Source organism: Nocardia sp. NPDC050718 (genome assembly GCF_040654235.1).
Classification (GTDB): Bacteria; Actinomycetota; Actinomycetes; order Mycobacteriales; family Mycobacteriaceae; genus Nocardia.
In genome coordinates this window covers 251,081-272,989 of record NZ_JBFAHQ010000006.1, presented here as the reverse complement: position 1 = coordinate 272,989, position 21,909 = coordinate 251,081, and the positions used below count along the sequence as shown (strand labels likewise).

General features: G+C 68.6%; 22 protein-coding genes. 5 read left to right on the top strand and 17 right to left on the bottom strand.

Annotated features, from left to right (window positions below; translation table 11 throughout):
- Positions 1-237: 237 nt before the first annotated feature.
- The 8 genes from AB0H54_RS26925 to AB0H54_RS26890 all read right to left on the bottom strand — a co-directional run bounded on the left by AB0H54_RS26925 (position 238) and on the right by AB0H54_RS26890 (position 9,774).
- Positions 238-1,218, bottom strand: coding sequence for a nitronate monooxygenase (locus tag AB0H54_RS26925; RefSeq protein ID WP_357348934.1), 981 nt, complete (start codon positions 1,216-1,218; stop codon positions 238-240).
- Positions 1,219-1,365: 147 nt separating this feature from the next.
- Positions 1,366-2,664: an FAD-binding oxidoreductase gene (locus AB0H54_RS26920; RefSeq protein ID WP_357348932.1), complete on the bottom strand. Its 1,299-nt coding sequence runs from the start codon at positions 2,662-2,664 to the stop codon at positions 1,366-1,368.
- 4 nt (positions 2,665-2,668) lie between these two features.
- Positions 2,669-3,043 (bottom strand): hotdog domain-containing protein, encoded by a 375-nt coding sequence (locus tag AB0H54_RS26915; RefSeq protein ID WP_357348930.1) that lies wholly within the window; start codon positions 3,041-3,043, stop codon positions 2,669-2,671.
- Positions 3,040-4,698: an NAD(P)/FAD-dependent oxidoreductase gene (locus AB0H54_RS26910; RefSeq protein WP_357348928.1), complete on the bottom strand. Its 1,659-nt coding sequence runs from the start codon at positions 4,696-4,698 to the stop codon at positions 3,040-3,042. The genes AB0H54_RS26915 and AB0H54_RS26910 overlap by 4 nt, the downstream gene beginning before the upstream one ends.
- A gap of 112 nt (positions 4,699-4,810) precedes the next feature.
- Positions 4,811-6,268 (bottom strand): aldehyde dehydrogenase family protein, encoded by a 1,458-nt coding sequence (locus AB0H54_RS26905; RefSeq protein WP_357348926.1) that lies wholly within the window; start codon positions 6,266-6,268, stop codon positions 4,811-4,813.
- 32 nt (positions 6,269-6,300) lie between these two features.
- Entirely contained in the window at positions 6,301-7,395 is a 1,095-nt protein-coding gene (locus tag AB0H54_RS26900; protein WP_357348924.1) for a Zn-dependent alcohol dehydrogenase, read from the bottom strand.
- Positions 7,392-8,156: an enoyl-CoA hydratase/isomerase family protein gene (locus AB0H54_RS26895; protein ID WP_357348923.1), complete on the bottom strand. Its 765-nt coding sequence runs from the start codon at positions 8,154-8,156 to the stop codon at positions 7,392-7,394. The genes AB0H54_RS26900 and AB0H54_RS26895 overlap by 4 nt, the downstream gene beginning before the upstream one ends.
- A gap of 10 nt (positions 8,157-8,166) precedes the next feature.
- The gene (locus AB0H54_RS26890; protein WP_357348921.1) at positions 8,167-9,774 is read right to left on the bottom strand and encodes an AMP-binding protein; all 1,608 of its coding nucleotides are present in this window, start codon (positions 9,772-9,774) and stop codon (positions 8,167-8,169) included.
- A gap of 282 nt (positions 9,775-10,056) precedes the next feature.
- Between AB0H54_RS26890 and AB0H54_RS26885 the strand changes: the two genes are divergently transcribed.
- Positions 10,057-10,734: a TetR/AcrR family transcriptional regulator gene (locus AB0H54_RS26885; RefSeq protein ID WP_357348919.1), complete on the top strand. Its 678-nt coding sequence runs from the start codon at positions 10,057-10,059 to the stop codon at positions 10,732-10,734.
- 63 nt (positions 10,735-10,797) lie between these two features.
- Here AB0H54_RS26885 and AB0H54_RS26880 read toward each other — a convergent pair whose 3' ends face one another.
- The 3 genes from AB0H54_RS26880 to AB0H54_RS26870 are packed head-to-tail and all read right to left on the bottom strand — an operon-like array spanning position 10,798 to position 13,563.
- Positions 10,798-11,562 carry a gamma-glutamyl-gamma-aminobutyrate hydrolase family protein gene (locus tag AB0H54_RS26880; protein WP_357348917.1) on the bottom strand — a complete coding sequence of 255 codons (765 nt, stop codon included), beginning with the start codon at positions 11,560-11,562 and terminating at the stop codon, positions 10,798-10,800.
- A complete protein-coding gene (locus tag AB0H54_RS26875; RefSeq protein ID WP_357348915.1) occupies positions 11,559-12,908 on the bottom strand; it encodes a glutamine synthetase family protein in 1,350 nt (449 codons plus the stop codon). The genes AB0H54_RS26880 and AB0H54_RS26875 overlap by 4 nt, the downstream gene beginning before the upstream one ends.
- On the bottom strand, positions 12,901-13,563 hold the full coding sequence (locus tag AB0H54_RS26870; protein WP_357348913.1) for a hypothetical protein: 663 nt from the start codon (positions 13,561-13,563) through the stop codon (positions 12,901-12,903). Before AB0H54_RS26870 ends, AB0H54_RS26875 begins: the two co-directional genes overlap by 8 nt.
- 154 nt (positions 13,564-13,717) lie before the next feature.
- Between AB0H54_RS26870 and AB0H54_RS26865 the strand changes: the two genes are divergently transcribed.
- On the top strand, positions 13,718-14,677 hold the full coding sequence (locus AB0H54_RS26865; RefSeq protein ID WP_357348911.1) for an alpha/beta hydrolase: 960 nt from the start codon (positions 13,718-13,720) through the stop codon (positions 14,675-14,677).
- A 149-nt stretch (positions 14,678-14,826) separates the two neighbouring features.
- Here AB0H54_RS26865 and AB0H54_RS26860 read toward each other — a convergent pair whose 3' ends face one another.
- Genes AB0H54_RS26860 through AB0H54_RS26845 form a run of 4 tightly spaced genes read right to left on the bottom strand, consistent with a single transcriptional unit; the run spans position 14,827 to position 18,034 of the window.
- Entirely contained in the window at positions 14,827-15,279 is a 453-nt protein-coding gene (locus tag AB0H54_RS26860; protein WP_357348909.1) for a MaoC family dehydratase, read from the bottom strand.
- Positions 15,276-16,034 carry an SDR family oxidoreductase gene (locus tag AB0H54_RS26855; protein ID WP_357348907.1) on the bottom strand — a complete coding sequence of 253 codons (759 nt, stop codon included), beginning with the start codon at positions 16,032-16,034 and terminating at the stop codon, positions 15,276-15,278. Before AB0H54_RS26855 ends, AB0H54_RS26860 begins: the two co-directional genes overlap by 4 nt.
- Positions 16,035-16,064: 30 nt before the next feature.
- Positions 16,065-16,820: an SDR family oxidoreductase gene (locus tag AB0H54_RS26850; RefSeq protein ID WP_357348905.1), complete on the bottom strand. Its 756-nt coding sequence runs from the start codon at positions 16,818-16,820 to the stop codon at positions 16,065-16,067.
- Positions 16,817-18,034: an acetyl-CoA C-acetyltransferase gene (locus tag AB0H54_RS26845; protein WP_357348903.1), complete on the bottom strand. Its 1,218-nt coding sequence runs from the start codon at positions 18,032-18,034 to the stop codon at positions 16,817-16,819. Before AB0H54_RS26845 ends, AB0H54_RS26850 begins: the two co-directional genes overlap by 4 nt.
- A gap of 146 nt (positions 18,035-18,180) precedes the next feature.
- On the opposite strand from AB0H54_RS26845, the gene AB0H54_RS26840 reads away from it, so the two are divergent.
- The gene (locus AB0H54_RS26840) at positions 18,181-18,774 is read left to right on the top strand and encodes a TetR family transcriptional regulator (protein ID WP_357348901.1); all 594 of its coding nucleotides are present in this window, start codon (positions 18,181-18,183) and stop codon (positions 18,772-18,774) included.
- A 129-nt stretch (positions 18,775-18,903) separates the two neighbouring features.
- Positions 18,904-19,524, top strand: a complete 621-nt coding sequence (locus AB0H54_RS26835; protein ID WP_357348899.1) for a DUF1345 domain-containing protein — start codon at positions 18,904-18,906, stop codon at positions 19,522-19,524.
- A gap of 23 nt (positions 19,525-19,547) precedes the next feature.
- On the opposite strand, the gene AB0H54_RS26830 is transcribed toward AB0H54_RS26835, so the two are convergent.
- The gene (locus AB0H54_RS26830; protein ID WP_357348897.1) at positions 19,548-20,000 is read right to left on the bottom strand and encodes a flavodoxin domain-containing protein; all 453 of its coding nucleotides are present in this window, start codon (positions 19,998-20,000) and stop codon (positions 19,548-19,550) included.
- A 65-nt stretch (positions 20,001-20,065) separates the two neighbouring features.
- Positions 20,066-20,749, bottom strand: coding sequence for a TetR/AcrR family transcriptional regulator (locus AB0H54_RS26825; RefSeq protein WP_357348895.1), 684 nt, complete (start codon positions 20,747-20,749; stop codon positions 20,066-20,068).
- Positions 20,750-20,879: 130 nt separating this feature from the next.
- On the opposite strand from AB0H54_RS26825, the gene AB0H54_RS26820 reads away from it, so the two are divergent.
- Positions 20,880-21,818, top strand: coding sequence for an NAD-dependent epimerase/dehydratase family protein (locus AB0H54_RS26820; RefSeq protein WP_357348893.1), 939 nt, complete (start codon positions 20,880-20,882; stop codon positions 21,816-21,818).
- Positions 21,819-21,909 lie beyond the last annotated feature (91 nt).

The window sequence follows — 21,909 nt, the reverse complement described above, 5'->3', positions numbered from 1 at the left end:
ACGCCCGCCGACCAGCGGCAAATCGGGTCGTTTGTCAGTGCTGCCGAGCGATGGCGAATGGGAGCCATCTTGTTTCGGCAATCCGAGGCATCCGGCCGCCGAGCGGGCCATTACCCCGGCGCGGATCCGAATGTGATGCCAGTCATAACCCTACCGATAGTGGGTCATATGATCAAGCCATTTGACCCACTTATTCGGATCGGCCGATCATGCATGGGTTCGGCGGCCAGGGGCAGATCAGCCCCCGAGCTGTCCCGGCAGAGTCCGGGTGATGATCTTCCGCGCGTCGGCGAGGATCGCGTCGACCACGTCGGCGCAGCTGCCGATATCGTGGATCAACCCCTGGGCCTGACTGGCCCACCACATGCCGCCTTCGACATCGCCGTTGCCGTAGACCTGTTCACGGGCGCGGGCGCCGCTGGCCAGATGCGCGATGTCGTCGAAGGTCGCGCCGGGTTCGCGGGACACCGCGGCGATCTCCTCCGAGACCGTGTTGCGGGCGACCCGGGCGGAGTTGTGGAACTCGCGGAACACGATGACGGTGTCGCGTTCGGAGTTGTCCACGATCTGCTGCTTGACGTTGTGATGGATGGGCGCCTCGGTGGTCGCCATGAACCGGGTGCCCATATTGACTGCGGACGCGCCGAGCGCGAGAGCGGCGACAAGTCCTGCGCCGGTGGCGATTCCGCCGCTGGCGATGATCGGAATCGATAGCGCCCTGGCGGCGGCGGGGATCAGCACGAGCCCGGGAACATCGTCCTCACCGGGGTGCCCCGCGCATTCGAATCCGTCGATGCTGACCGCGTCGACACCGAGCTGTTCGGCCTTGAGCGCGTGCCGGACCGTGACCGCCTTGTGGATGACCTTCACGCCGGCGGCCTTGAAGGTGGGCAGATGCGGTTGTGGGTTGCCGCCCGCGGTTTCGACGATCGTGATGCCGCTCTCGACGATCGCGTCGCGATATTCGTCGTAGGGCACCGGCTTGATCGTCGGCAGGATCGTGAGGTTCACCCCGAACGGCTTGTCGGTGCGATCACGGCACCGGCCGATCTCCTTGACCAGCGCCTCGGGAGTGGGCTGGGTGAGGGCGGTGAGGAACCCGAGGGCTCCGGCATTTGCCACGGCCCCGATCAGATCCGCCGTGCCGACAGCGGTCATCCCACCGCAGACGATGGGGTGCTCGATGCCGAAAGTCTTGGTGAAGGTGTTGGTGAACATGTGAGTCCTGAGTAGATGTCGTTACGTCCAAGTCATGCGACCAAGTCGATTGGATCGGCCACAGACCTGCTGGGATAGGCGTTCGGCAGCGCCTGCCGTCGAGGGCGGACGCCCATCCGCCGACGACCGGCGCGAACCAGGCGGCGCTTACCTCCCGAGCGCGGCCATCCGATCGGTCGCACGGTCGGCGAGCCAGCCCAGATACAGCGCGGGGTTGCTGACGAAGCTGGGCCAGAACCGCTTGCTGCCGTGCCAGATCGCCTCCAGGTCCGCGTGGCGCGGCGCGCCGGTGACGTGGTCGGCCAGCAGGTGGCCCACGTACTGCGCCTGGGCGAAGCCGTGACCGTTGCAGGCCGCCGAGTAGAGCACGTTGTCGGAGGCCGCGCCCGCGACGGGCAGCCAGGTGGAGCTCATGCCGATCCAGCCGCCCCAGGCCTTCACCGGCTTGATGTCACGCAGTCCGGGAAAGCGGTCGCGGAATCCGCGGACAAGGTCGTCGGCGACGGTCGGCGCGGGGGTGCGATCCGGCAGCGGGTTGCGGCCCGCCTGGACCCGGCGTGTGCCGAACACGATGGTTCCGCGCGGGGTGACGCGGTAACTCTCCAGGATCATGTGCAGCGTGACCATGGGAGCCCGGCTGGTCCAGCCGATCTCGTCGAGCCGCTCGGGCGCGACGGGTTCGGTTTCGATCAGCGAGGTCCACACCGGGGTGGCGAGGTGCCTGGGTGCGATGGACAGGCTGTTGCTCGCGGCATTCGTGGTCAGTAGCGCCTTGCGGGCCCTGACCTTGCCGTGCGGAGTGTCGACGACGACCCCGTCACCGACGTCGGCGAGATCGCGCGCGGGAGTGTGCTCGTAGACGCGCACGCCCGCGGCGATCGTCGCCGCGCGCAGGCCGAGCGCGAACTTGCCCGGGTTGACGGTGCCGCCGACACCCTCACGGACACCACCGAGGAAACCCTCCGGCAGACCCGCCTCGGGGCCCTCCACGAACTCACCCGACGACCCGGCCTCGGCCAGCACCTTCGCGTTGCGGCGCACGTGCCGCAACTGCCCTTTCGACACCGCGGCCATCACGATGCCCTCCTGCCGGTAATCGCAGTCGATCGCGTGCCGCTCGATCGCGTCCTCGGCGAAGTGCACCGCGTTCTCCGCGTAGCGGTACAGCTCGCGCAACCGCTCGCGCTTCAGCAGAAATCCCAGCATCTCCGGATCGGCGGCCACCGAGTTCGTGATGTATCCGGCATTGCGCGAGGTGGCGCCCCAGCCCAGCGTGCGCGCCTCGAGCAGCACCACGTCGACGCCCTTCTCGGCGAGACGCACGGCAGCCGACATGCCGCCGCCACCGCCGCCGATCACCACGACATCGCAGTCGATATCGCCGGTCAGGGACGCTTCGACCGTCGTGGGCTGTCCGGACCAACCGGTGTCCTGGATCAGTTCCACGGTCCTACACCGTTCCGTCGGCGGGGATGACCGCGGTGCCGACCGCGCGCACCGCGATCAGGGGCGGCTCCAGCACTTCCGCGCGACCGGTGTCATCGGCGCCGCGACAGATCACCCGCAGCTCGAAAGCGACTGTGCGGCTGCGGTTTCCCTTCTTCACCAGGGTGGCCTCGGCCTCGACGACATCGCCGCCCCGGACCGGGGCGAGGAACTCCACCGACGAGTAGCCGGCGAACAGGCTTTCGTGGCCGTCCATCTCGATCGCCAGATGGGTGCCGACGTCGCCGAAGAGCTTCAAGGCGTAGGCACCGTCGACGAGGTTCCCGGCGTAGTGGGCGTCGGAGAAGGCGACATAGCGCCGGTGGACTGCCGTGCTCATGCGATCTCCTCGTGAATCGGGCCGAGTGTGCGCGACCGCGCTTCGCCGTCGAGTGCGACGCCGGGGTAGCCCCGCTTGGCGATCTCGGTGCACATGCGGCGGTACTTGCCGACACCACCGAGGTAACCCATGAAAGTGTTGGGCTTTCCTGCGATGTTGGAGCCCCGGTACCAGGAGTCCGTTGTGGCGTACAGCGTCTGGGCGACAGTCCACTCGGTGACGTCGACCCACTCCCGCTGCGCTTCGGGGGTGGCCTCGATCACCGCGGCACCGGTGTCGCGGGCGTGTTCGATGAGGTCGGCGATCCAGTCGACGGCCTGCTCGATCGTCACCACCACATTGCTGGCCAGCGCGGGGCTCAGCGGTCCACCGACCATGAAGAAGTTGGGGAAGTCCGAGGCCATGAACCCGAGGTAGGAGCGGATGCCGTCACTCCAGGCCTCCTGCAGCTTCGCACCGGAAGCCCCGGTGAGATTCAGGCCGTACAGCGGCCCGGTGAAGGCGTCGAAACCGATCGCGAGCACGATCGCGTCCACCTCGTAGGTGCCGTTCGGAGTGACGATCGCGTTCTCGGTCATGGTCTCGATCGGCTCGTCACGCAGCGATACCAACGACACGTTCGGCCGGTTGTAGGTCTCGTAGTAGTCGGTGCCGAACACGCTGCGCTTGGCACCCAGCGGGTGGTACTTGGGCACCAGCAGCTCCGCCGTAGCCGGATCCTCGACGATCTCGCGGATCTTGTCGTGGATGAACTCCGACGCGGTCCGGTTCGCCTCCACATCGAAGAGCAGGTCGACGAACTCGCCGCCGACACCCTGGAATCCGCTGCGCTCGTAGGCCTCCTCGTAGCGCCGCTTGCGTTCCTCGTCCGAGACGTCGAAGGCCCGGTCGGTGACGGGGCGATCGGGGATGCCGCCGGGCGAGTGCCTGCACTCCTCGCGGATGGCCACGTAGTCGTCCTTCACGGCGGCGACCTGCTCCGGGGAGAGTTCGGCGTTGCGCGCGGGCATCACATAGTTCGGGGTGCGCTGGAACACCGTCAGGTGCTCGGCGACCTCCGCGATCAGCGGAATGGCCTGCACGCCCGAGGATCCGGTGCCGATCACCGCGACGCGCTTGCCCGCGAGGTCGTCGAGCGAGATGTTCCACCGGCTGGTCGACACCTGCAGACCGGTGAAGTTCGACAGCCCCGGCACGTCGAAGTCCTTCGGGGTGGACAGGCCACCCGCGCCCGAGATCAGGTAGCGACCGCGCCGGATCTCCCCGTTGTCGAGCCGCACCTCCCACAGGTTGTCGTCCGCGTTCCAAGTCGAACCGACCACGCGGGTGTTGAAGGTGAAGTGCTTGCGCAGGTCGAAACGATCGGCGACATGCTCGATGTAGCCGAGGATCTCGGCCTGCGGGGCGAACCGCTGGCTCCACGTCCACTCCTGCTGGAGTGCCTCGTCGAAGGAGTACGAGTAGTAGATGCTCTCGACGTCGCAGCGCGCGCCGGGATAGGTGTTCCAGAACCAGGTACCGCCGACGCTGGGCCCGGCCTCGAAACCCGCGAAGGTCCAGCCTGCTGTCGTCAGCCGGTGCGCGAGGTAGATGCCGGTGAAGCCGGCGCCGACACCAATGACGTCGACGATCTCTGAGTGGGGAGTGGAGTTCATGGCAGAAGCCGCTTTCCTTAGTATGGTCGAACGACTGGATCAATTGGCCAGTTCGAAAGACGCCAGTGGTCCCGGTCAGTCGAGGGGTGGGGCGGAAGTAGTCCCGCGATCGCTACATCGGCAGGTCGGGAGAATCGACGCCGACCACCCGGTCGCCGCAGAACACCCGAACGGACTCACCGGGGGCGTGACCGCCGATTCCCGAAGCGCCCCAGAAGCTTTGGGCCGAACCGTCGGCCAGGTCGGCGACCTTGGCGCCGTTCACCCGCACCTCGCCCGACAGCACCCGCGAGCCGACCTCGATGGCGCGGTCCAGGTCCCCGCCGAACACGTAGGCGTCCAGACCAGAGGGGTTGGCGTTGGCCACGCGCAGGGCGTCCTCGTCGGACTCCACGGCGTGCAGACTGATGAGCGGACCGAACAGTTCGGCGGTCGCCAGCGACGCGTCGACATCCGTAGCGATCGTGGGCGACAGGAAGAAGCCGTCCGGACCGGGGAGCTTCGCGGGCTGATGGATGGTCGCGCCGTCGGCCCGCAGCCCGTCGATGCGGCTCCGCAGCGTCGCGAAGTGCGGCGCGTTCGAGATGGGGCCGAGTTCGGTGCGCTCGTCGAGCGAGTTCCCGATCTCGATGCGGGCGATGCGATCGAGCAGCGCCTCGAGCAGCGGTTCGACCAGGCTCCGGTGCGCCAGCACCTTGCCGGGCCCTTCGCACCACTGACCGTTGAGTTTGGTCATTCCGTCGAGGATGCCGTCGGCCGCCACGTCGATGTCGGTGTCGTCCAGCACCAGGGCCGGGTTGTTGCCCCCGAGCTCGAGCTGGAGCACCTTGAAGTCCTCGGCCGCCGCGCGGGCGATCGCCCGGCCCGCGTTCGGGCCGCCGGTGAAGGAGACGATCTTCACGCGCGGGTCGCCGGTGACGGCCGCGCCCACGTCGCCCGCACCGTGGAGCAGCTGCAGCGCACCGGCGGGCAGACCGGCCTTCACGAAGCTCTCGACGATGATCTGCGCGCTGCTCGGCGCGTGCTCCGACGGCTTGAGGATGACCGGGCAACCGGCGGCCAGCGCGCTCACCATCTTCGCGGCCGGAATGAAACTCGGGCCGTTCCACGGGGTGAGGATGGCGGCCGGGCCCCACGGGACCTTGTAGAGCCGCACGTCGCGCCCACCGGCCGCCAGCGCGGTGCGACGGGGGGTGGTGCGCAGATCCGCGGCCGAAGCCCGGATCCGGTGCGGCAGGAACTGCGCGACCATCCGGGCCTTGGCGATCGGGACACCGCTGGTGAGGGCATCGGTGCGGGCGATGTCCTCGATCCGTGACTCGACGATGTCGGCCGCGCGCTCGATGACGGCGGCGCGTTCCTCGCTCGCCGCGTCGTCCCAGCGCTCGAAACCGTAGGACCGCTCCGCGTGGCGCAGGGCGCGCTCCACGTCGGCGGGGGTGGTGGTGACGGCGCGGTGCACGGGCAGGCCGGTGTTGGGGTCGAGATTCCAGGCGTCCGGGATCGTCGCGCACTCGGACCACTCGTCGGCGATGTAGTTGATCGGTTGGGGCAGTTGTGGATTCGACATCCGGGGCTCCTTCGATGCTCGATGGGGAATGGTCAGACGGTGAGATCGGCGACGATGCGGGTGACCTCACCGGACTTCATCGCCTCGAAGCCCTTGTCGACGTCGTGGAACGGGATGACGTCGCTGACCATCTCGTCGAGCAGCAGACGGCCCTGCAGGTACAGCCGGGCGAACTGGGCGATGTCCTCCTGCGCCTGGCCCGAACCCATGTACGAACCGATGAGGCGCTTCTCGCTGAAGAAGAAGTTCCAGGCGGGCAGCACCAGATCGGTTCCGTCGGGGGCGATCCCGACCATGCACGCGGTGCCCGTGGCGCGCAGGACCGCGAGCGCGGTGGCCGCGGTCCGCGCGCTGCCGACGGCCTCGAACGCGTAGTCCACGCCGTCGCCGAGCAGGTGCTGGATCTCGGCGGGGACGTCGGCGGCACCGTTGACGACGTGCGTGGCACCGTAGGTGCGGGCCGCGGCGAGCCGCGCGTCGTCCAGATCCACGGCGACGATCGCCGAGGCACCCGCCAGGCGCGCGCCCTGGATGATGGCCGAACCCACGCCGCCGCAACCGATGACGGCGACGGTGGCGCCCGGACGCACCTGGGCCGCGCGGAACACGGCGCCGATGCCGGTGATGACACAGCACGAGAGCAGGCAGCCCACGTGCAGCCCGACCTCGTCGGACACCTTCACCAGGGCGTTCTCCCGCATCAGGGTGTGCCGGGAGAACGCGCCGATGTCCCCGAGCCGATGCACGACCTGGCCACCGGGCAGTTGGAAGGCGGGCCGGGGACGCCGCCGGATCTCGGTGACGCGCTGACACTGGGTCGAATGCCCGACCTGGCAGTTGCGGCACTGCCCGCACGAGGGCGTGAGCGCGCCGACGACCCGGTCGCCGGGACGCAGCGAGGTCACCGCGGAGCCGACCGACTCGACCACGCCCGCCACCTCGTGACCGACCACCACGGGCAGGTCAGCGCCGACCGTGCCGGTCATGTAGTGCAGGTCGCTGTGGCACAGACCGACATTGGTGACGGCCAGGCGGACCTCGTGGGGCTCCGGGTCGTCGACCAGGATCTCGGTGAACTCCAGCGGTTCGTTCACCGCGGTGAGAACTGCTGCTTCGGTGGTGATCATCCTTGTCTCCGTTCGTTCTTCGATGCCCAGAAACCGTCGATGCCCTCGGACAGGGCACCGGACTCCCAGGACTGGCGGGCCGCGTCGTCTTCGCGGGCGAACGCGGCCTCGATCTCGTCGGCGCGTGGCCGCAACAGGCCCAGATGCAGTGCGGTGGTGCGGGGATCGGAATTCCACCGGCGGGCCGTGTCGACCGCGCGAGCCACCAGGTGCTCCTCGGCGACGATCTCGTCGAGCAGGCCGATGCGCAGTGCCTCGTCGGCCCCGACGCGCTCGGAACCGAGAACGATCCGCATCGCGTGGTTGCGCACCAGACGGCCGAGCAGGAAGCTCGAGGCGTTGGAGATGATGATCCCGCGGTGGTTCTCCGGCTGGAAGTACTCGGCGGCCGGGCCGCCGATCCGCGCGTCACAGCACAGGGTGATCTCCGAGGCGCCGCCGACGGCGATCCCGTTCACGGCCGCGATCACCGGAATCTTCGTCTCGAGGATCGCGCGGGTGATGTCGTGGAAGGTCGCGAAGGCCTCGCGGATCTCGTCGTAGGTGCTGGGCACCGACTGCAGGTCCTCCCCGGCGGAGAAGGCCCGGCCGGTGCCGGTGAGGACGATGCCGCGGACGAGATCACCGGTACCGAACTGGCGGATGGTCTGCGCGAGCCGTACGCGGGTGGCCACGTCGAGCACGTTCAGCTTCGCGGGGCGGTTCAGGGTGAGCACCGCGACGTCTTCGTCGATGCGGGTGTCCAGGTAGTTGTCGGTCATGTCCGGCTCCTCAGTCGCGCGGGGGTCGCAGGTCGTAGGTGGTGCCGGGATACTCGGCCGCGCGCGCTGTCAGCGCGGGCTTGGACACCCGTTCGGACGGGGTGCGCGGGAAGTCGGCGACGAACTCCACGTAGCGCGGAAGCTTGAAGCGCGCCAACTGGTTTCGTGCGTTGTCGAGGATGTGCTCGGCGGTCTCGCGACTCGCTTCCACTTCGGGGGCCAGCTGCACGAAGGCCTTGACCTCCTCACCGAACAGCTCGTCGGGCACACCGACGACCGCCGTCGCGACCACGCTGTCGTCGCGTTCCAGCACGCGTTCGACCTCGGCGCTGGCGATGTTCTCCCCGCCGCGCCGGACCATGTCCTTGATCCGGCCGACCAGGCGGTAGCTGCCCGCCTCGCGCACGGCGACGTCACCGGTGTGCAGCCAGCCGTCGCGCAGGACCTGCGCGGTGTCCTCGGGCCGGTTCCAGTAGCCGAGCATCATCGGCTTGCCCGAGGTGATCAGTTCGCCGGACTCGCCCTCCGCCACCTCGCGACCCTGCGGGTCCACCACGCGGATCCGTTTGGTGGGAACCGGCTGCCCCAGCCGTCCGCTGCCGACATCACCGGCGCTCTCCGGCAGGCTGACCACGTCGACGCCGGTCTCGGTCATGCCGAAGATCTCCCGCCACGGCGCGCCCCAGCGCTGTTCGAGTTCCGCGTGCAGCGCGACGGGGATGGCCGAGCACAGCACGATGCGCAGGTCGTTGGCCCGGTCGGACGGCGTGGGCGGCTGCTTGAACAGCAGCGTCGGCATCGACCCGAGCACGTAGCAGAACGTGGCCCGGTGCTTGCGAACGTCGGCCATGAACCCGGAGGCGGAGAACCGGGGCAGCACCACCAGCGGCGCGCCGATCGTCAGGCACAGCGCGGTGTTCCACTGCGGGTCCATGTAGGAGAACGGCTGCGAGGTGAGGGCCACGTCGTCGGCGCCGAGGCCGGCCACCGTCGCGGCGACCCAGCCGATCCGGGTCCAGTAGTCGTGGGTGAGCATGCACGCCTTCGGGAATCCGGTTGTCCCCGAGGTGTATTGGAGATTCGCGAGGGTCTCGCCCGTGACGGCGACCGCGGGCGGGTCCGCCGGGTAGGCCGCGAGGTCGCCTGCCGCAGTCGCTTCGACGATGCGAACGTCGGCCAGCTCACGGTTCGCCGCGCGCACCTCGTCGACCAGCGGCGTGTGCTCGGCGTCGGTGAACAACACCCTGGCGCCGGAATCCCGGAGGACGAAATCCAGATCGGCCCGCTGATACGCCGAGTTCACCGGAACCGTCACCGCGCCCGCCTTGAGGATCGCCAGCCAGGCGATCGGCCACTGCACCACGTTGGGCAGCATGATCGCGACCCGGTCCCCCGGACGGACACCGTCCTCGGTGACCAGCCGTCGGGCCAGCCGCGAGGTCCAGTCCTCGACCTCGACGAAGGTCCAGGACCCGTCCACGAACCGGAGAAATTCCCGGTCGGGAGCGTGGACGGCCTGCTCGGCCAGCAGACCGACGAGGGTGTCGATCGGCGGGTCCACGGTCAGCCGTTCGAGCGCGATCGCTCGCTCGGGGTGGACCGATTCGACGTGGGTCATGTCGTCCTCTTCGCGGGTAGCAGGTGGTAGGTCGTCGATCGACCTGCAGTCGCCGGGCTGGAATGCCGGCACGGTCGCCGTCACGGTGGGTTCTCGCGACGCCCGGAGCGCCTGGGAATGTGAGGCCTGCCATAACGGTAACCGTTGTGGGTCATTTGATCAAGGCGTATGACTAACTTCTTGCCGCGGCGCTTCCCCGGCGATCACCCGACGCGCTGGTCGGACTGGTAATGTCGTGGTTGACTTGATCAATCATTCAGATTCGATGCGAAGGAGCACCGCATGGCTCGCATTCCCGCCGCCGAACGCCGCGCCGACCTGGTCGCCGCGGCCGTGCGCGTGATCGCCACGCACGGAGTCGACGGCGCCACCACCCGCCGCATCGCCGAGGAAGCGAATGCTCCGCTGGCGACCCTGCACTACTGCTTCGCCACCAAAGAGGTGTTGTTCGGGGCGGTGTTCGAGTTCCTCGCCGGCGAGTACCGCGACGTGCTGAACCGCAGCGACGTCCACAGCGACACCCAGAGCACCGCGCGGGGACTGCTCCGCGGCGTGCTGCAGTGGTATCTGGAGAATCCGGACTTCGGTGCGACCATCCTCGAGCTGATCAGCTGGGGCCAGCGCGAGGGCAAGAAGGCCGAGGTCGTGTACTCGGCGGCCTTCGCGACCATGCGCACCATCATCGAGAGCACGACGACCGCCGCGGGCCGACCCGTCGACTCGAACACGATCGATCAACTGATCTACGTGGTGTCCACGCTGTCGGACGGCTTCGCGCTCAACTGGCTGGTGTTCACCGATGCCGCCGCGGCGCGGACCCAGGTGGAACTCACCGTCGGCGTGCTCGACGCGTGGATGGCGGCCAACCTGGGTGACGCCGCCACGCCGGGGCCCCGGCCCGCGGAGGTCGCGCCGGAGCCGGACATGCGGTCGCTGGTGTCCTGGGTACGCGTGGAGTGAGCACACCACGAACGCTGTGGCCGCCACCGCAAAAGGTGGCGGCCACAGTCGTTTCCGCGTCGCTCAGCGCCGCTCGGCGGCCGCGTCGACGAGCCAGCGCAGCGCGCCGTCGTCGCTGGTCATCCACTCGGGATGCCACTGCACCCCGAGCACGGCGGCACCGGGGAGCTCGACCGACTCGGCGACACCGTCGTCGGTACGGCCGGTGACCACCAGCCCGTCGCCGCACACATCGATCGCCTGGTGGTGCCACGAGTTGGTCACCAGACGATCGCCGAACACCTTCTGAGCGGTCGTCCCCGCGTCGAAGGAGACCACGTGCTCGGGGTCGCCGTCCGACAGCGGACCCACCGGCAGGAGGTGCCGGATCGGCCCGTCCGGCAGGTCGGGAATCAGCGTGCCGCCCAGGGTCACATTGAGCACCTGCATGCCGCGGCAGACACCGAGCAGCGGAATCCGCCGCGCCAGCGCGACCCGGGTCAGCGCGATCTCGAACTCGTCGCGGCTGCGGTCGTGGACCGACGGGTCGGCGAGCGCATCGACGTCACCGACCACCGACTCGTCCCCGCCCCAGCAGGCCGGATGCACATCCTGGCCACCGGTGATCAGCACACCGGACAGCCAGTCGCCCAACGCTTCCGGGTCCGCGTCGTAGGGCAGCATCACCGGGACACCGCCGGCGCGGGTGATCCGGTCCGCGAAATCGGTGAAGAAGCTGTCGGTGAGGCGCTGACCGTAGCCCGGGTGGGAGCCGCTGATCAGCTCGATCCGGAACCGTCGCCCGGTCAGTCCGATCAGCGGTTTCACCCGCGCCGAGCGGGCCGTCACGGGAACTCGAAGTAGCGGGTCGACTCCCACTCGGAGAGCTCCGAGAAGGGGTCGCCGCCGCCGGTGTGGAACTGCATCCACTCCCAGCGCCGCGTGCCGACCCAGTAGTCGACGAATTCGTCACCGAGCTGCTCGCGCAGGATCAGATCGGCTGCGAGCGCGTCGGCCGCCTTCGTGATGGTCTCGGGCAGTCGTTCGAGATCGGGTGCGCACCAGGCCATGTCGCTCACCGGGTCCGCAGGCTCGAGGCTGCCGTCGAGCCCGGCGATCACCCCGGCCAGAATCGTCGCGACCGCGAGGTACAGGTTGGCGTCGGCGCCGGGAACGCGGTACTCGAGGCGGGAGTAGGCGGGGTGCCCGACCACCGCACGCACCGCGGTGGTCTTGTTCGCGATGCCCCAGGTCACCGTCGTCGGCGGACCGCTCAGGTCGACCAGGCGCCGGAAGGAGGTGATCTGCGGGAGCATGACCGAGGTCGCCCCACGCATCGTCGCGAGCAGCCCGGCGACCGCGTGCCGCATCGTCGCCGACGGCCCGTCGGGAGCATAGAACGCGTTGACACCGTCGCGCTGCAGCGACAGGTTGACGTGCGAGGCCTGGCCGTAGCCCGCGGTCGGCTTGGCCATGAAGGTGACCGTGTGCCCACGGTCGAAGGCCACCTCGCGCATCACCTGCCGGGCGCGAGCCCAGTTGTCGCACACCGAGATCGGGTCACCGGGAACCAGATTGAGCTCGACCTGACCGGCCGCGTCCTCGTCGCTCCAGGCCTCCCACTCGATGCCGATCTGCTCGAGGCGACGAGCGACCGCCGACATGTAGTCGACCCAGTCCTTGGACTTCGCGAGGTTCAACGCGGTGCCCGCAGATCCACCGAGTGGGGTGAGATCGCGGTATCCCTTCGCCCTGGCCTCGTGGACGGGCTCCTGGAACAACGTGGCCTCGATCTCGACCGCGATGGTCGCGGTGAATCCTCGGGTGGCGAGCCGATCGACCAGCGTGCGAGCCAGGTTGCGCGGACAGATGCCGACCGGAGTGCCGTCGGCCTGCCAGTAGTCACCGATCACGGACTGCACGCCGGGCTCCCACAGCACCGACGTCGACATGTCGGGCCGCAACTGCAGGTCGGCCAGGTGCCCACGCCAGGACGGGTAGGCGAAGCCCATGGTCGGCGCGTTGCCCAGGTCGAGCCCGAACAGCAGATCAGCTATCCCGAACTCCGCGGTCGTGGCGAACTTCTTCGGTGCGATGTTCTTGCCGTGGAACGAACCGTCGTGATTGGTCGACTCGATCCGGACCGTGTGCACCTCGGGCGCGAACACCGTTGCGGTGGTGGCGATTTCAGACATCGTAGCGAACCTTCCAGGATGCGGCGACCAGCACGGACAGCTGCGCGAGCGTGCCGCGCACGCCGATGAGGCCGGTGGACAGCGCGGCGAGCAGATCGACCGCGCCGGTGAAGATGGCGGCCAGCAGCTCCGGCGGGCCCGCGATGACGTAGTGGGTCTCTCCCTCGCCCGCGACGACCTGATCCAGGCCTTCGGGGCCCTCGATGACCGCGATCAGCATGTCCGGGATGCCGGGAACCGACCTGGTCGCCGCCCAGAAGCTCGCGGCCGCGGTCTTCCAGTCCGGCAGCGGCGGCGACAGCAGCGCGACGGCCAGGGCCACGAACTCGGGCGCGCCGATGGGCTCGCCGACCGGGGCGAAGAACTGGTTCAGGTCGACGGTCACGTCGAGGTCGGGCTCGACGAACACGCCGCCCGACACCGCGATGGCACCGTCGGCGATGGTGATGGTCGCGGCCTGCGGCGTGTCATGGGAGCGGATCGCGATCGCACCTTCCGGACCGGCGGACAGCAGGGAGCTGTCGGCACGGAGGGAATCGGTGATGGTCCGGGCGATCAGCCGGACGATCGGACTGGCGTCGTCCTCGATCCGGATATCGACCCCGCCGACCGCGTCGGCCCCGCGTGTCGCGGGATCGATCGTCGTTTCGGTCATCATGTTGTCCTTTCGACTCGACGAGATCGTGTGCGCGGTACAGCGTCGACAGCGGATCCCAAATGAAACATGAACTCACAGTCAAATGTCTGGGTCATGTGACTATGATGGTGAGGCACAGATCACTTCTTGTCAACGACCAGCGAGGATTCCCATGAACCACGCCACCCCCGCCTGGTGGGATCTGCTCGACGACCAGGCCGCGACCGTGGCCGGAATGCTCGGCCAGATCCTGCAGAAACCCCTGCGCGAGCTAGGGCCCGAGCAGGCCCGCGCGCTGGTGGACTCAACCCCGTCCACCGACCCGATCACGCCGCTGGACCATGTTGGTCAATTGACCGTGCCGACGCGTTCCGGCACGATCGCGGCCCGTCTGTACCGCGCCGACGGTACGTCTCCCGACGGCGCCGCGCCCGCCCTCGTCTACCTACACGGCGGCGGCTTCGTGCTCGGCACCCTGGACGGCGCCGACGAGTTGTGCCGCGCGATCGCCGCCGGATCCGGCTGGACGGTCGTGTCCCTCGACTACCGACTGTCCCCGGAGAACCCGTACCCGGCGGCGCTGGAAGATTGCCTCGATGCCTACGCGTGGCTGATTCGATCGGCGCCCGACCTGGGCATCGACCCCGACCGCGTCGCGGTCGGCGGCGACTCCGCCGGCGGTAATCTCGCGGCCGCCCTGTGCCTGCACCGACGCGAGGAGGGCAGCGCCCTGCCCGTGGCCCAGGTACTCGCCTACCCGGCCGTGGACGACAGGTTCACCAGGGCGTCGTGGTCGGACTTCGCCGACGCGCCACTGCTCGGCGCCGCGGACGCACAGTGGTTCTGGGAGCAATACGTCGGTGCCGGGCATCCCGGCGGCGACCCACTCGCGGCGCCGATGCGCGCGCGGTCACTGCGTGGTCTGCCGCCCGCACTGGTCGTCACCGCGGAGGTCGACCCGATCCGCGACGACGCCGAGGCCTACGCGCAGCGGCTGCGCGCCGAGGGTGTCGCGGTGTCGTCGACCAGATACACCGGCGTCTTCCACGGATTCTTCACCGAGGTCGGGGTTTTCGCGCAGACCAAGGCAGCGATCGACGAGGTGTGCGTCTACCTGCGCGCGCTCGCGTAGACGACGCGTGTGAGCGACCTAGTCGACCACCGCCACCCGAAAGCCGACAAAGGGCGGCAGCGCCTGTGGCACTGCCGCCCTTCCCGCTTCAGACCCGATCGTCGAGCCGGGCGAGCCCGAGGTAGCGGACAGGTCGGTCCGGGTGTCGCTCAGGCCACCACGAGGGTGAGCGACTCGACGACGCAGGCCGGCTTGTCGCCGCCCTCGGTCTCGATCACGATCTTGGTGGTGACCAGGTGGCCCGCGGCACCCGCGACGACCGAGACCAGCTCGATCCCGGCGCGCACCTTCGAATCCACCGGCACCGGTGCCGGGAAGCGCAATTTGTTGGCGCCGTAGTTGACCGCCATCCGCACGCCCTCGACCCGGTACACCTGCGCGACCAGCAGCGGGACCAGCGACAGGGTCAGGTAGCCGTGCGCGATGGTGGTGCCGAACGGTCCGTTCGCCGCCTTCTCGGTGTCGATGTGGATCCACTGGTGGTCACCGGTCGCGTCGGCGAAGGCATTGATCTGCGCCTGGGTGACGGTGTGCCACTCGGAATAGCCCACATGGGAACCGACCGCCGCTTCGAGATCGGCGATGCCGTGGAAAGTCCTCATGCCTTCGGCCCTCCTGCGACGTAGAGCACCTGACCGGACACGAAACCCGCGCCCTCGCTGGCGAAGAACGACACAGCGTGCGCGATGTCGGCGGGCAGACCGGTCCGGGCGACCGGAATCTCCTTGGCGGCACCGGCTTTGAAGTCCTCGAACGGGATGCCGACGCGCGCCGCGGTGGCGGCGGTCATCTCGGTCTCGATGAACCCAGGGGCGACGGCGTTGGCGGTGACGCCGAACTTGCCGAGCTCGAAGGCGAGCGTCTTGGTGAAACCCTGCAGACCGGCCTTGGCGGCGGCGTAGTTTGCCTGGCCGCGATTACCGAGCGCCGAGGTGCTCGAGAGATTGATGATGCGGCCGAATCCGGCGTCGATCATGGACTTCTGCGCCGCGCGGGTCATCAGGAACGATCCGCGCAGATGCACGTTCATCACGGTGTCCCAGTCGTCGGTGGTCATCCGGAACAGCAGGTTGTCGCGCAGGACGCCCGCGTTGTTGACCAGCACGGTCGGGGCGCCGAGCGCGGCGGTGACCCGCTCGACGGCGGCGGTGACCGCGGCCTCGTCGGATACGTCGGCGCCGATGGCGATCGCGCGGCCGCCCGCCGCTTCGATCTCCTCGACGACCGGCTTACAGGCGACCTCGTCGAGGTCGATCACGGCCACGGCCATGCCGTCGGCGGCGAGCCTGCGGGCGACGCCCGCGCCGATGCCACGGGCCGCCCCGGTGACGATGGCGGTCCTGGTGGGGGTACTCATCACTGTCTCCTGAAAAGTTCGATGTGGTGGTCAGACGCCGCCGGTCAGCGTGATGCCGCCGTCGAGGACCAGCAGCTGGCCGGTGACCCAGGACGCGTCGTCGGAGAGCAGGAACGCCACCGCGCCGGCGATGTCCTCGGGCTCACCGAGGCGCTTGAGCGGGTAGGTTTCGGCGAGCTCCTTCTCCTTGCCCTCGTAGAGGGCCGTGGCGAACTTGGTCTTCACCACCGCGGGCGCGACCGCGTTCACGCGCAGCCGTGGGCCGAGTTCCACGGCCAGTTCCTGGGTGAGGTAGGTCAGCATGGCCTTGCTGGCGCCGTAGAAGCCGATCCCCGGCGCGGGCTTGACCCCGGCCACCGATGACACGTTGACCACCGCGCCGCCGTGTTTCGCCATCCACGCCTTGTGCACCTGCTGCGTCCACGACAGCGCGGCCAGGCAGTTGACCTCGATGATCTTGCGGGCCGCGTCGAGGTCCATCTCGATCATCGGGCCGTAGACCGGGTTGATACCGGTGTTGTTGACCAGCAGGTCGGCACCGCCGAAGGTGGCGATGGCGCGCTCGACCGTGTCGCGCTGATGGTCGAGATCGTCGGCGCGGCCGGCGACACCCAGTGCGTGTTCGGCGCCACCGAGCTGCAGCACCGCTTCGTCGAGCGCGTCTTTCTTGCGGGCGGTGACGACGACCTTCGCACCCTCCTCGACCAGCCGCTGCGCGATGCTCAGGCCGATGCCACGGCTCGCGCCGGTGACGATCGCGACCTTGCCCGCGAAACGCCCGGTCACGACAGCCGCTCCAGCACCATCGCCATACCCTGGCCGCCGCCGACGCACATCGTCTCCAGCCCGAACTGCTTGTCGTGGAAGCGCAGCGAGTTGATCAGGGTGCTGGTGATGCGGGCGCCGGTCATGCCGAACGGGTGACCCACCGCGATCGCGCCACCGTTGATGTTGAGCTTGTCCTCGGGGATGCCGAGTTCCCGGGCGGAGCCGAGCACCTGCACGGCGAAGGCCTCGTTGATCTCGACCAGGTCGATGTCGTCGATGCCGAGACCGGCGCGGCGCAGCGCCTGCCGGGACGCCTCGATCGGGCCGAGGCCCATGATCTCCGGCGACAGTCCGGAGACCCCGGTGCTGACGACGCGCGCGAGCGGGGTCAGGCCGAGTTCCTTCGCCTTGGTGTCGGACATGATGACCAGGGCGGCCGCGCCGTCGTTGAGCGCGCAGCAGTTGCCCGCGGTGACAGTGCCGTCGGGCCGGAACACCGGCTTCAGCTGGCTCACCGCCTCCAGCGTGACACCGGCGCGCGGACCGTCGTCGGCGCTGACCACGGTGCCGTCGGGCAGCGTGACCGGCGTGATGTCGGTAGCCCAGAAGCCGTTCGCGATGGCCTTTTCGGCCAGGTTCTGCGAACGCACACCGAATGCGTCCTGCTCGGCGCGAGTGATCCCGGTGAACTGGGCGACGTTCTCCGCGGTCTGGCCCATGGCGATGTAGACATCCGGCAGTGCGCCGGTGCCGCGCGGGTCGGCCCAGGAGGCCGCCCCGGCAGCACGCTCGGTGGTGCGGGCGACCGCGTCGGCGAAGATCGGGTTCTCGGTGTCGGGCAGGCCGTCGGCGTTGCCCTTGACGAAGCGGCTCACCGTCTCGACGCCCGCGGAGATGAAGACGTCGCCCTCGCCCGCCTTGATGGCGTGCAGCGCCATGCGGGTGGTCTGCAGGCTCGACGAACAATAGCGATTGACAGTGGTCCCGGGAACCGTGTCCAGCCCCGCCAGCACGGCGACCACCCTGGCGATATTGAAGCCCGACTCCCCCGCCGGCTGCCCACAGCCGAGAACGAGGTCCTCGATCTCGGTCGGGTCCAGGTTCGGCACCTGCGCCAGCGCGGCCCGCACCATCTGGACGGTCAGGTCGTCGGGACGCATGTCCTTGAGCGAACCCTTGCCCGCACGGCCGATCGGGGAACGGGCAGCGGCGACGATCACGGCTTCCGGCATCACAATCTCCTTGATGAATGAGCGCTTGCTTAGCAAGATGGTGCATGCGACCCCGGATCGACGTCAACCAACCCCCACCACCTGTTATCCACATCACACCGCCCCCACCGAGTGCCCATCCACCGAGGCGAGATAATGGCGTTCCCATGACCGACACCACCGAATCCCGCAGCGACGCGACCCGCGCCCGCCTCCTGGAAGCCGCGATCGCAGCGTTCGCAGAGAAAGGCTTCAACGGGACGACGACGCGCGATATCGCCGCAGCGGCGGGCGTGAGCCCGGCCGCGGTCTATGTGCATCACAAGTCCAAAGAAGAACTGCTGTACCTGATCTCGCGATCGGGCCACGACGAAACGCTCGAGCTGATCCAGAAGGCGGCCGCGTCGTCCGACGATCCGGCGACCGCGCTGCGCGCCGTCGTCCACGATTTCGCCGTGCACCACGCCCGCGGGCACACCAGCGCCCGGATCGTGAATTACGAACTGAACTCGCTGAGTCCCGAACACCGCACCGAGATTCGCGGCATCCGCCATCAGATCGAGCAGACAATTCGGGATCTGGTCGAGCGCGGCATCCAGGCAGGCGTCTTCGATACCCCCGACGCACGGATCGCGGCCACCGCCCTGCTGTCGCTCGGCATCGATATCTCGCGCTGGTACCGCGACGGGGGCGACTGGTCGCCGGAAGACATCGCCACCGCCTACGCCGCCATGGCCTTGCGCATCGTCGGCGCCGACTGACGGCCCGAGTCAGGGAGCGATAGGCTCCGAGCACTGGTCGCATCGCGCCGATGTTCGCGACCAGGGCGGATCACCGAACCCGGCGCCGACCAGGCCGTCTCCTTCGTCAGTTGAGGAGGTTTCCCGAAAGTGCCGAGTGCAAGGGTGATCACCATCCGTGCCATCGAGGCCGCGCTGGTAGCGGTCGGGGTGGGGGCACTGGTGGTGGCCGAACCACGCAATTGGTTGATCGCTTGGGGTTTCCTCGCCGCCGTGTACATCGGCACCTGGTTGGTGCAGCTCCTACGGAGACAGGATGTCGAGGACCCCGACGAGTGGCTGGACGAGATCCCGAACAGCTGGACCGCCTTGTTGCTGACCGGAGTGACGAGCGCCGTCGGATTGGCCGCCGTCTTGTCGAGCGCGATCGGCACCGACGACGACACCCACATGGTGTCGACGGAAGCCATCTCGGTGGCAGTGGCACTGCTGGCCTGGTTTCTCCTGCACCTCGGCTTCGCCGAACAGTACGCCCGCACCTACCATCGGCACCTACCGGAACAGTCGCTGTCGTTCCCCGAGACACCACGGCCGAACCTGCTGGACTTCGCCTACTTCTCCCTCACGATCGGCGTCTCGTTCGCGGTCTCCGATGTGACCACCCAAACCCGCCGAGTCCGCTCCCAGGTGCTCCTCCATTCCGTCATCGGGTTCTTCTACAACGTCGCGGTCATCGGCGTCGCCGTCGATGTCGTGACGACCGGGGCATGACGAACACCGGCTCGCACCGGGAATCACACGACCGCGTAGCTGTGCAGCGGGAGTGTCGCCGCCCAGCGCCTGGCCAGGTCCTTGGGCTTGATCTCGGACGAGGCATCGTGGCGGGCGTGTTCGCCGACCTGCACGGCGCCGCACTCGGTCAGCTTCTCGGCGGCGATCTCGCCACCCCGGTTGAAGGTGTCACCGTAGACGCTGTCGCCGAGGCCGAAGACCGCGAAGCGCAGACCGGTCAGATCGGGACGGGTGGTATCGAGGGTGTCGAAGAACGGTTCGGCGCCGGTGGGCAGATCGCCGTCACCGTAGGTCGAGCAGACGACGATGTGGAAGTCCGCCGCGTCCAGATCGCCGGGGTCGAAGTCGGTCATGTCATAGACCGAGACCTCATGGCTCGCCAGCTCGTCGGCCAGGCAGTCCGCCACCGATTCGGACGTGCCCAGCTCCGATCCGAAGAGGATGACCACGCGCACCAGAAGACCTCACTCTCCCATTAGGTTATCTATGCCTAACCTAACACCTAATGCGGCAGTGTGGGTCACCCTGGCAGACCGACGAGGTCGGCCATCAGCGCCGCCTGGTGGTCGAAGTAGTCGGAGACCGCCGTGACGGTCTGATCCAGCCGGCCGAACACCTCGAAACCGACGAGGCCGAACAACTGCGTCCACCCCGCGAAGACCAGCGCGAGGCGGTGCTCGTCGAGGTCTCCCGGCTGCTCGTCGATCAGGCGGCGCAGGTCGGCACGCAGCGGCGCGGTCATCGGAGTGGACACGGGAGCCGGTCCGAGATCGGCGTCGACGACGATGCGTACCAGCGACAGCACGACCGCGGAGGCCGGGGTGACAGTGTCCGCCGGCGCGCTGTACCCCGGAACCGGTGTGCCATAGAGCAGTCCGTATTCGGCGGGATGCGCCAGCGCCCACGCACGCACACCGCGCCAGATCGCATACCAGCGACCACGACCATCGGCCCGATCCACCGCCGCCTCGGCGGCAACCGCGGCTTCCGCCAGCGACTCGTAGGCCTCCAGAATCAGCGCGGTCAGCAGCGCGTCCCGGTTCGGAAAGTACCGGTAGAGCGCAGACGCCACGATGTCCAGCTCTCGGGCGACCGCACGCAACGACAGATCCGCCCCCTGGGTGGCGAGGTGACGACGCGCGACCCGCTTGATCTCCTCGGTCATTTCCTCGCGCACGCGCGAACGCAGTGATCTGGCTGTCATGGAACCAGTGTCGCACAGTTCGAGAACGCCGAGTCGATTCGAGAACACCGTTCTTGACGCGTCTCGAGCCTTGCGAGTACGGTGAACTGGAACAGAAACACTGTTCTCTCATCTCCGAGAAGGAGCAGCCATGTCGCTGCATGTCGTCGTCGGCGCGGGTCCGGTCGGCACCGCGACCGCGCACTTGCTGGCCGACGCGGGACACGACGTCCGGGTGGTCACCCGCCGTGGCGGCGGCCCGACGCACCCGTCGATCGAGCTGATCGCCGCCGATGCCAACGATGCCGCCGCCCTGACCCGCCTCACCGAAGGCGCTGTGGCGCTGTACAGCTGCGCGGGCCCGGCATACCACCGCTGGCCGCAGGAATGGCCGCCGCTGAGCGCCGCACTGCGCACGGCCGCACGGCAGACCGGCGCGGTCCTGGCGACCACCGGAAACCTCTACGGCTACGGCCTCGTCGACGAACCGATGACCGAGCAGACTCCGCTCCGCCCCAACACCGTGAAAGGCCGTGTCCGAGCGCAGATCTGGCTGGACGCGCTCGCCGACCACGAGGCCGGACGATTGCGCACCGTCGAAGTCCGTGGGGCGGACTACCTGGGCGCGGCCGTGGTGTCGTCGTTCACCGTGCTGGTCCTGCCCCGGATCCTGGCCGGGCGCCGAGCCTCGATCACCGCAGATCTCGACGCACCGCACAGCTGGACCTACGTCGGCGACGTCGCCCGCACGCTGGTGACCGTCGCGTCCGACGAATCCGCTTGGGGCAGACCCTGGCACGTCCCGACCCCACCGCCGATGTCGGTGCGCGCACTCGCCGAGCGCCTGGCGGAACTGGCAGGCACCGGACCCGCCCGGGTGAGCGCCCTGCCGGTCGTCGCTTTGCGCCTGGCGGGCCTGTTCGATCCCGCGGCCCGCGCGATGATCGAGATGCGCTACCAGACGGACCGCCCGTTCGTCATGGACTCCTCCGCCGCCACGTCCGCGTTCGGCCTCACACCGACCCCGACCGACGCGGCACTGCACGAAATGATCGCGGCCGCCCGGGAACACACCTCCGCATCGGCATGATCCGACCGGGAGCTACTGAGCCGGTGCCACTGTCGTTCAGTGGCGACATGCCGTCGCCAGCGATTCGAGCGGCACCGCCTCGGCCATGGCC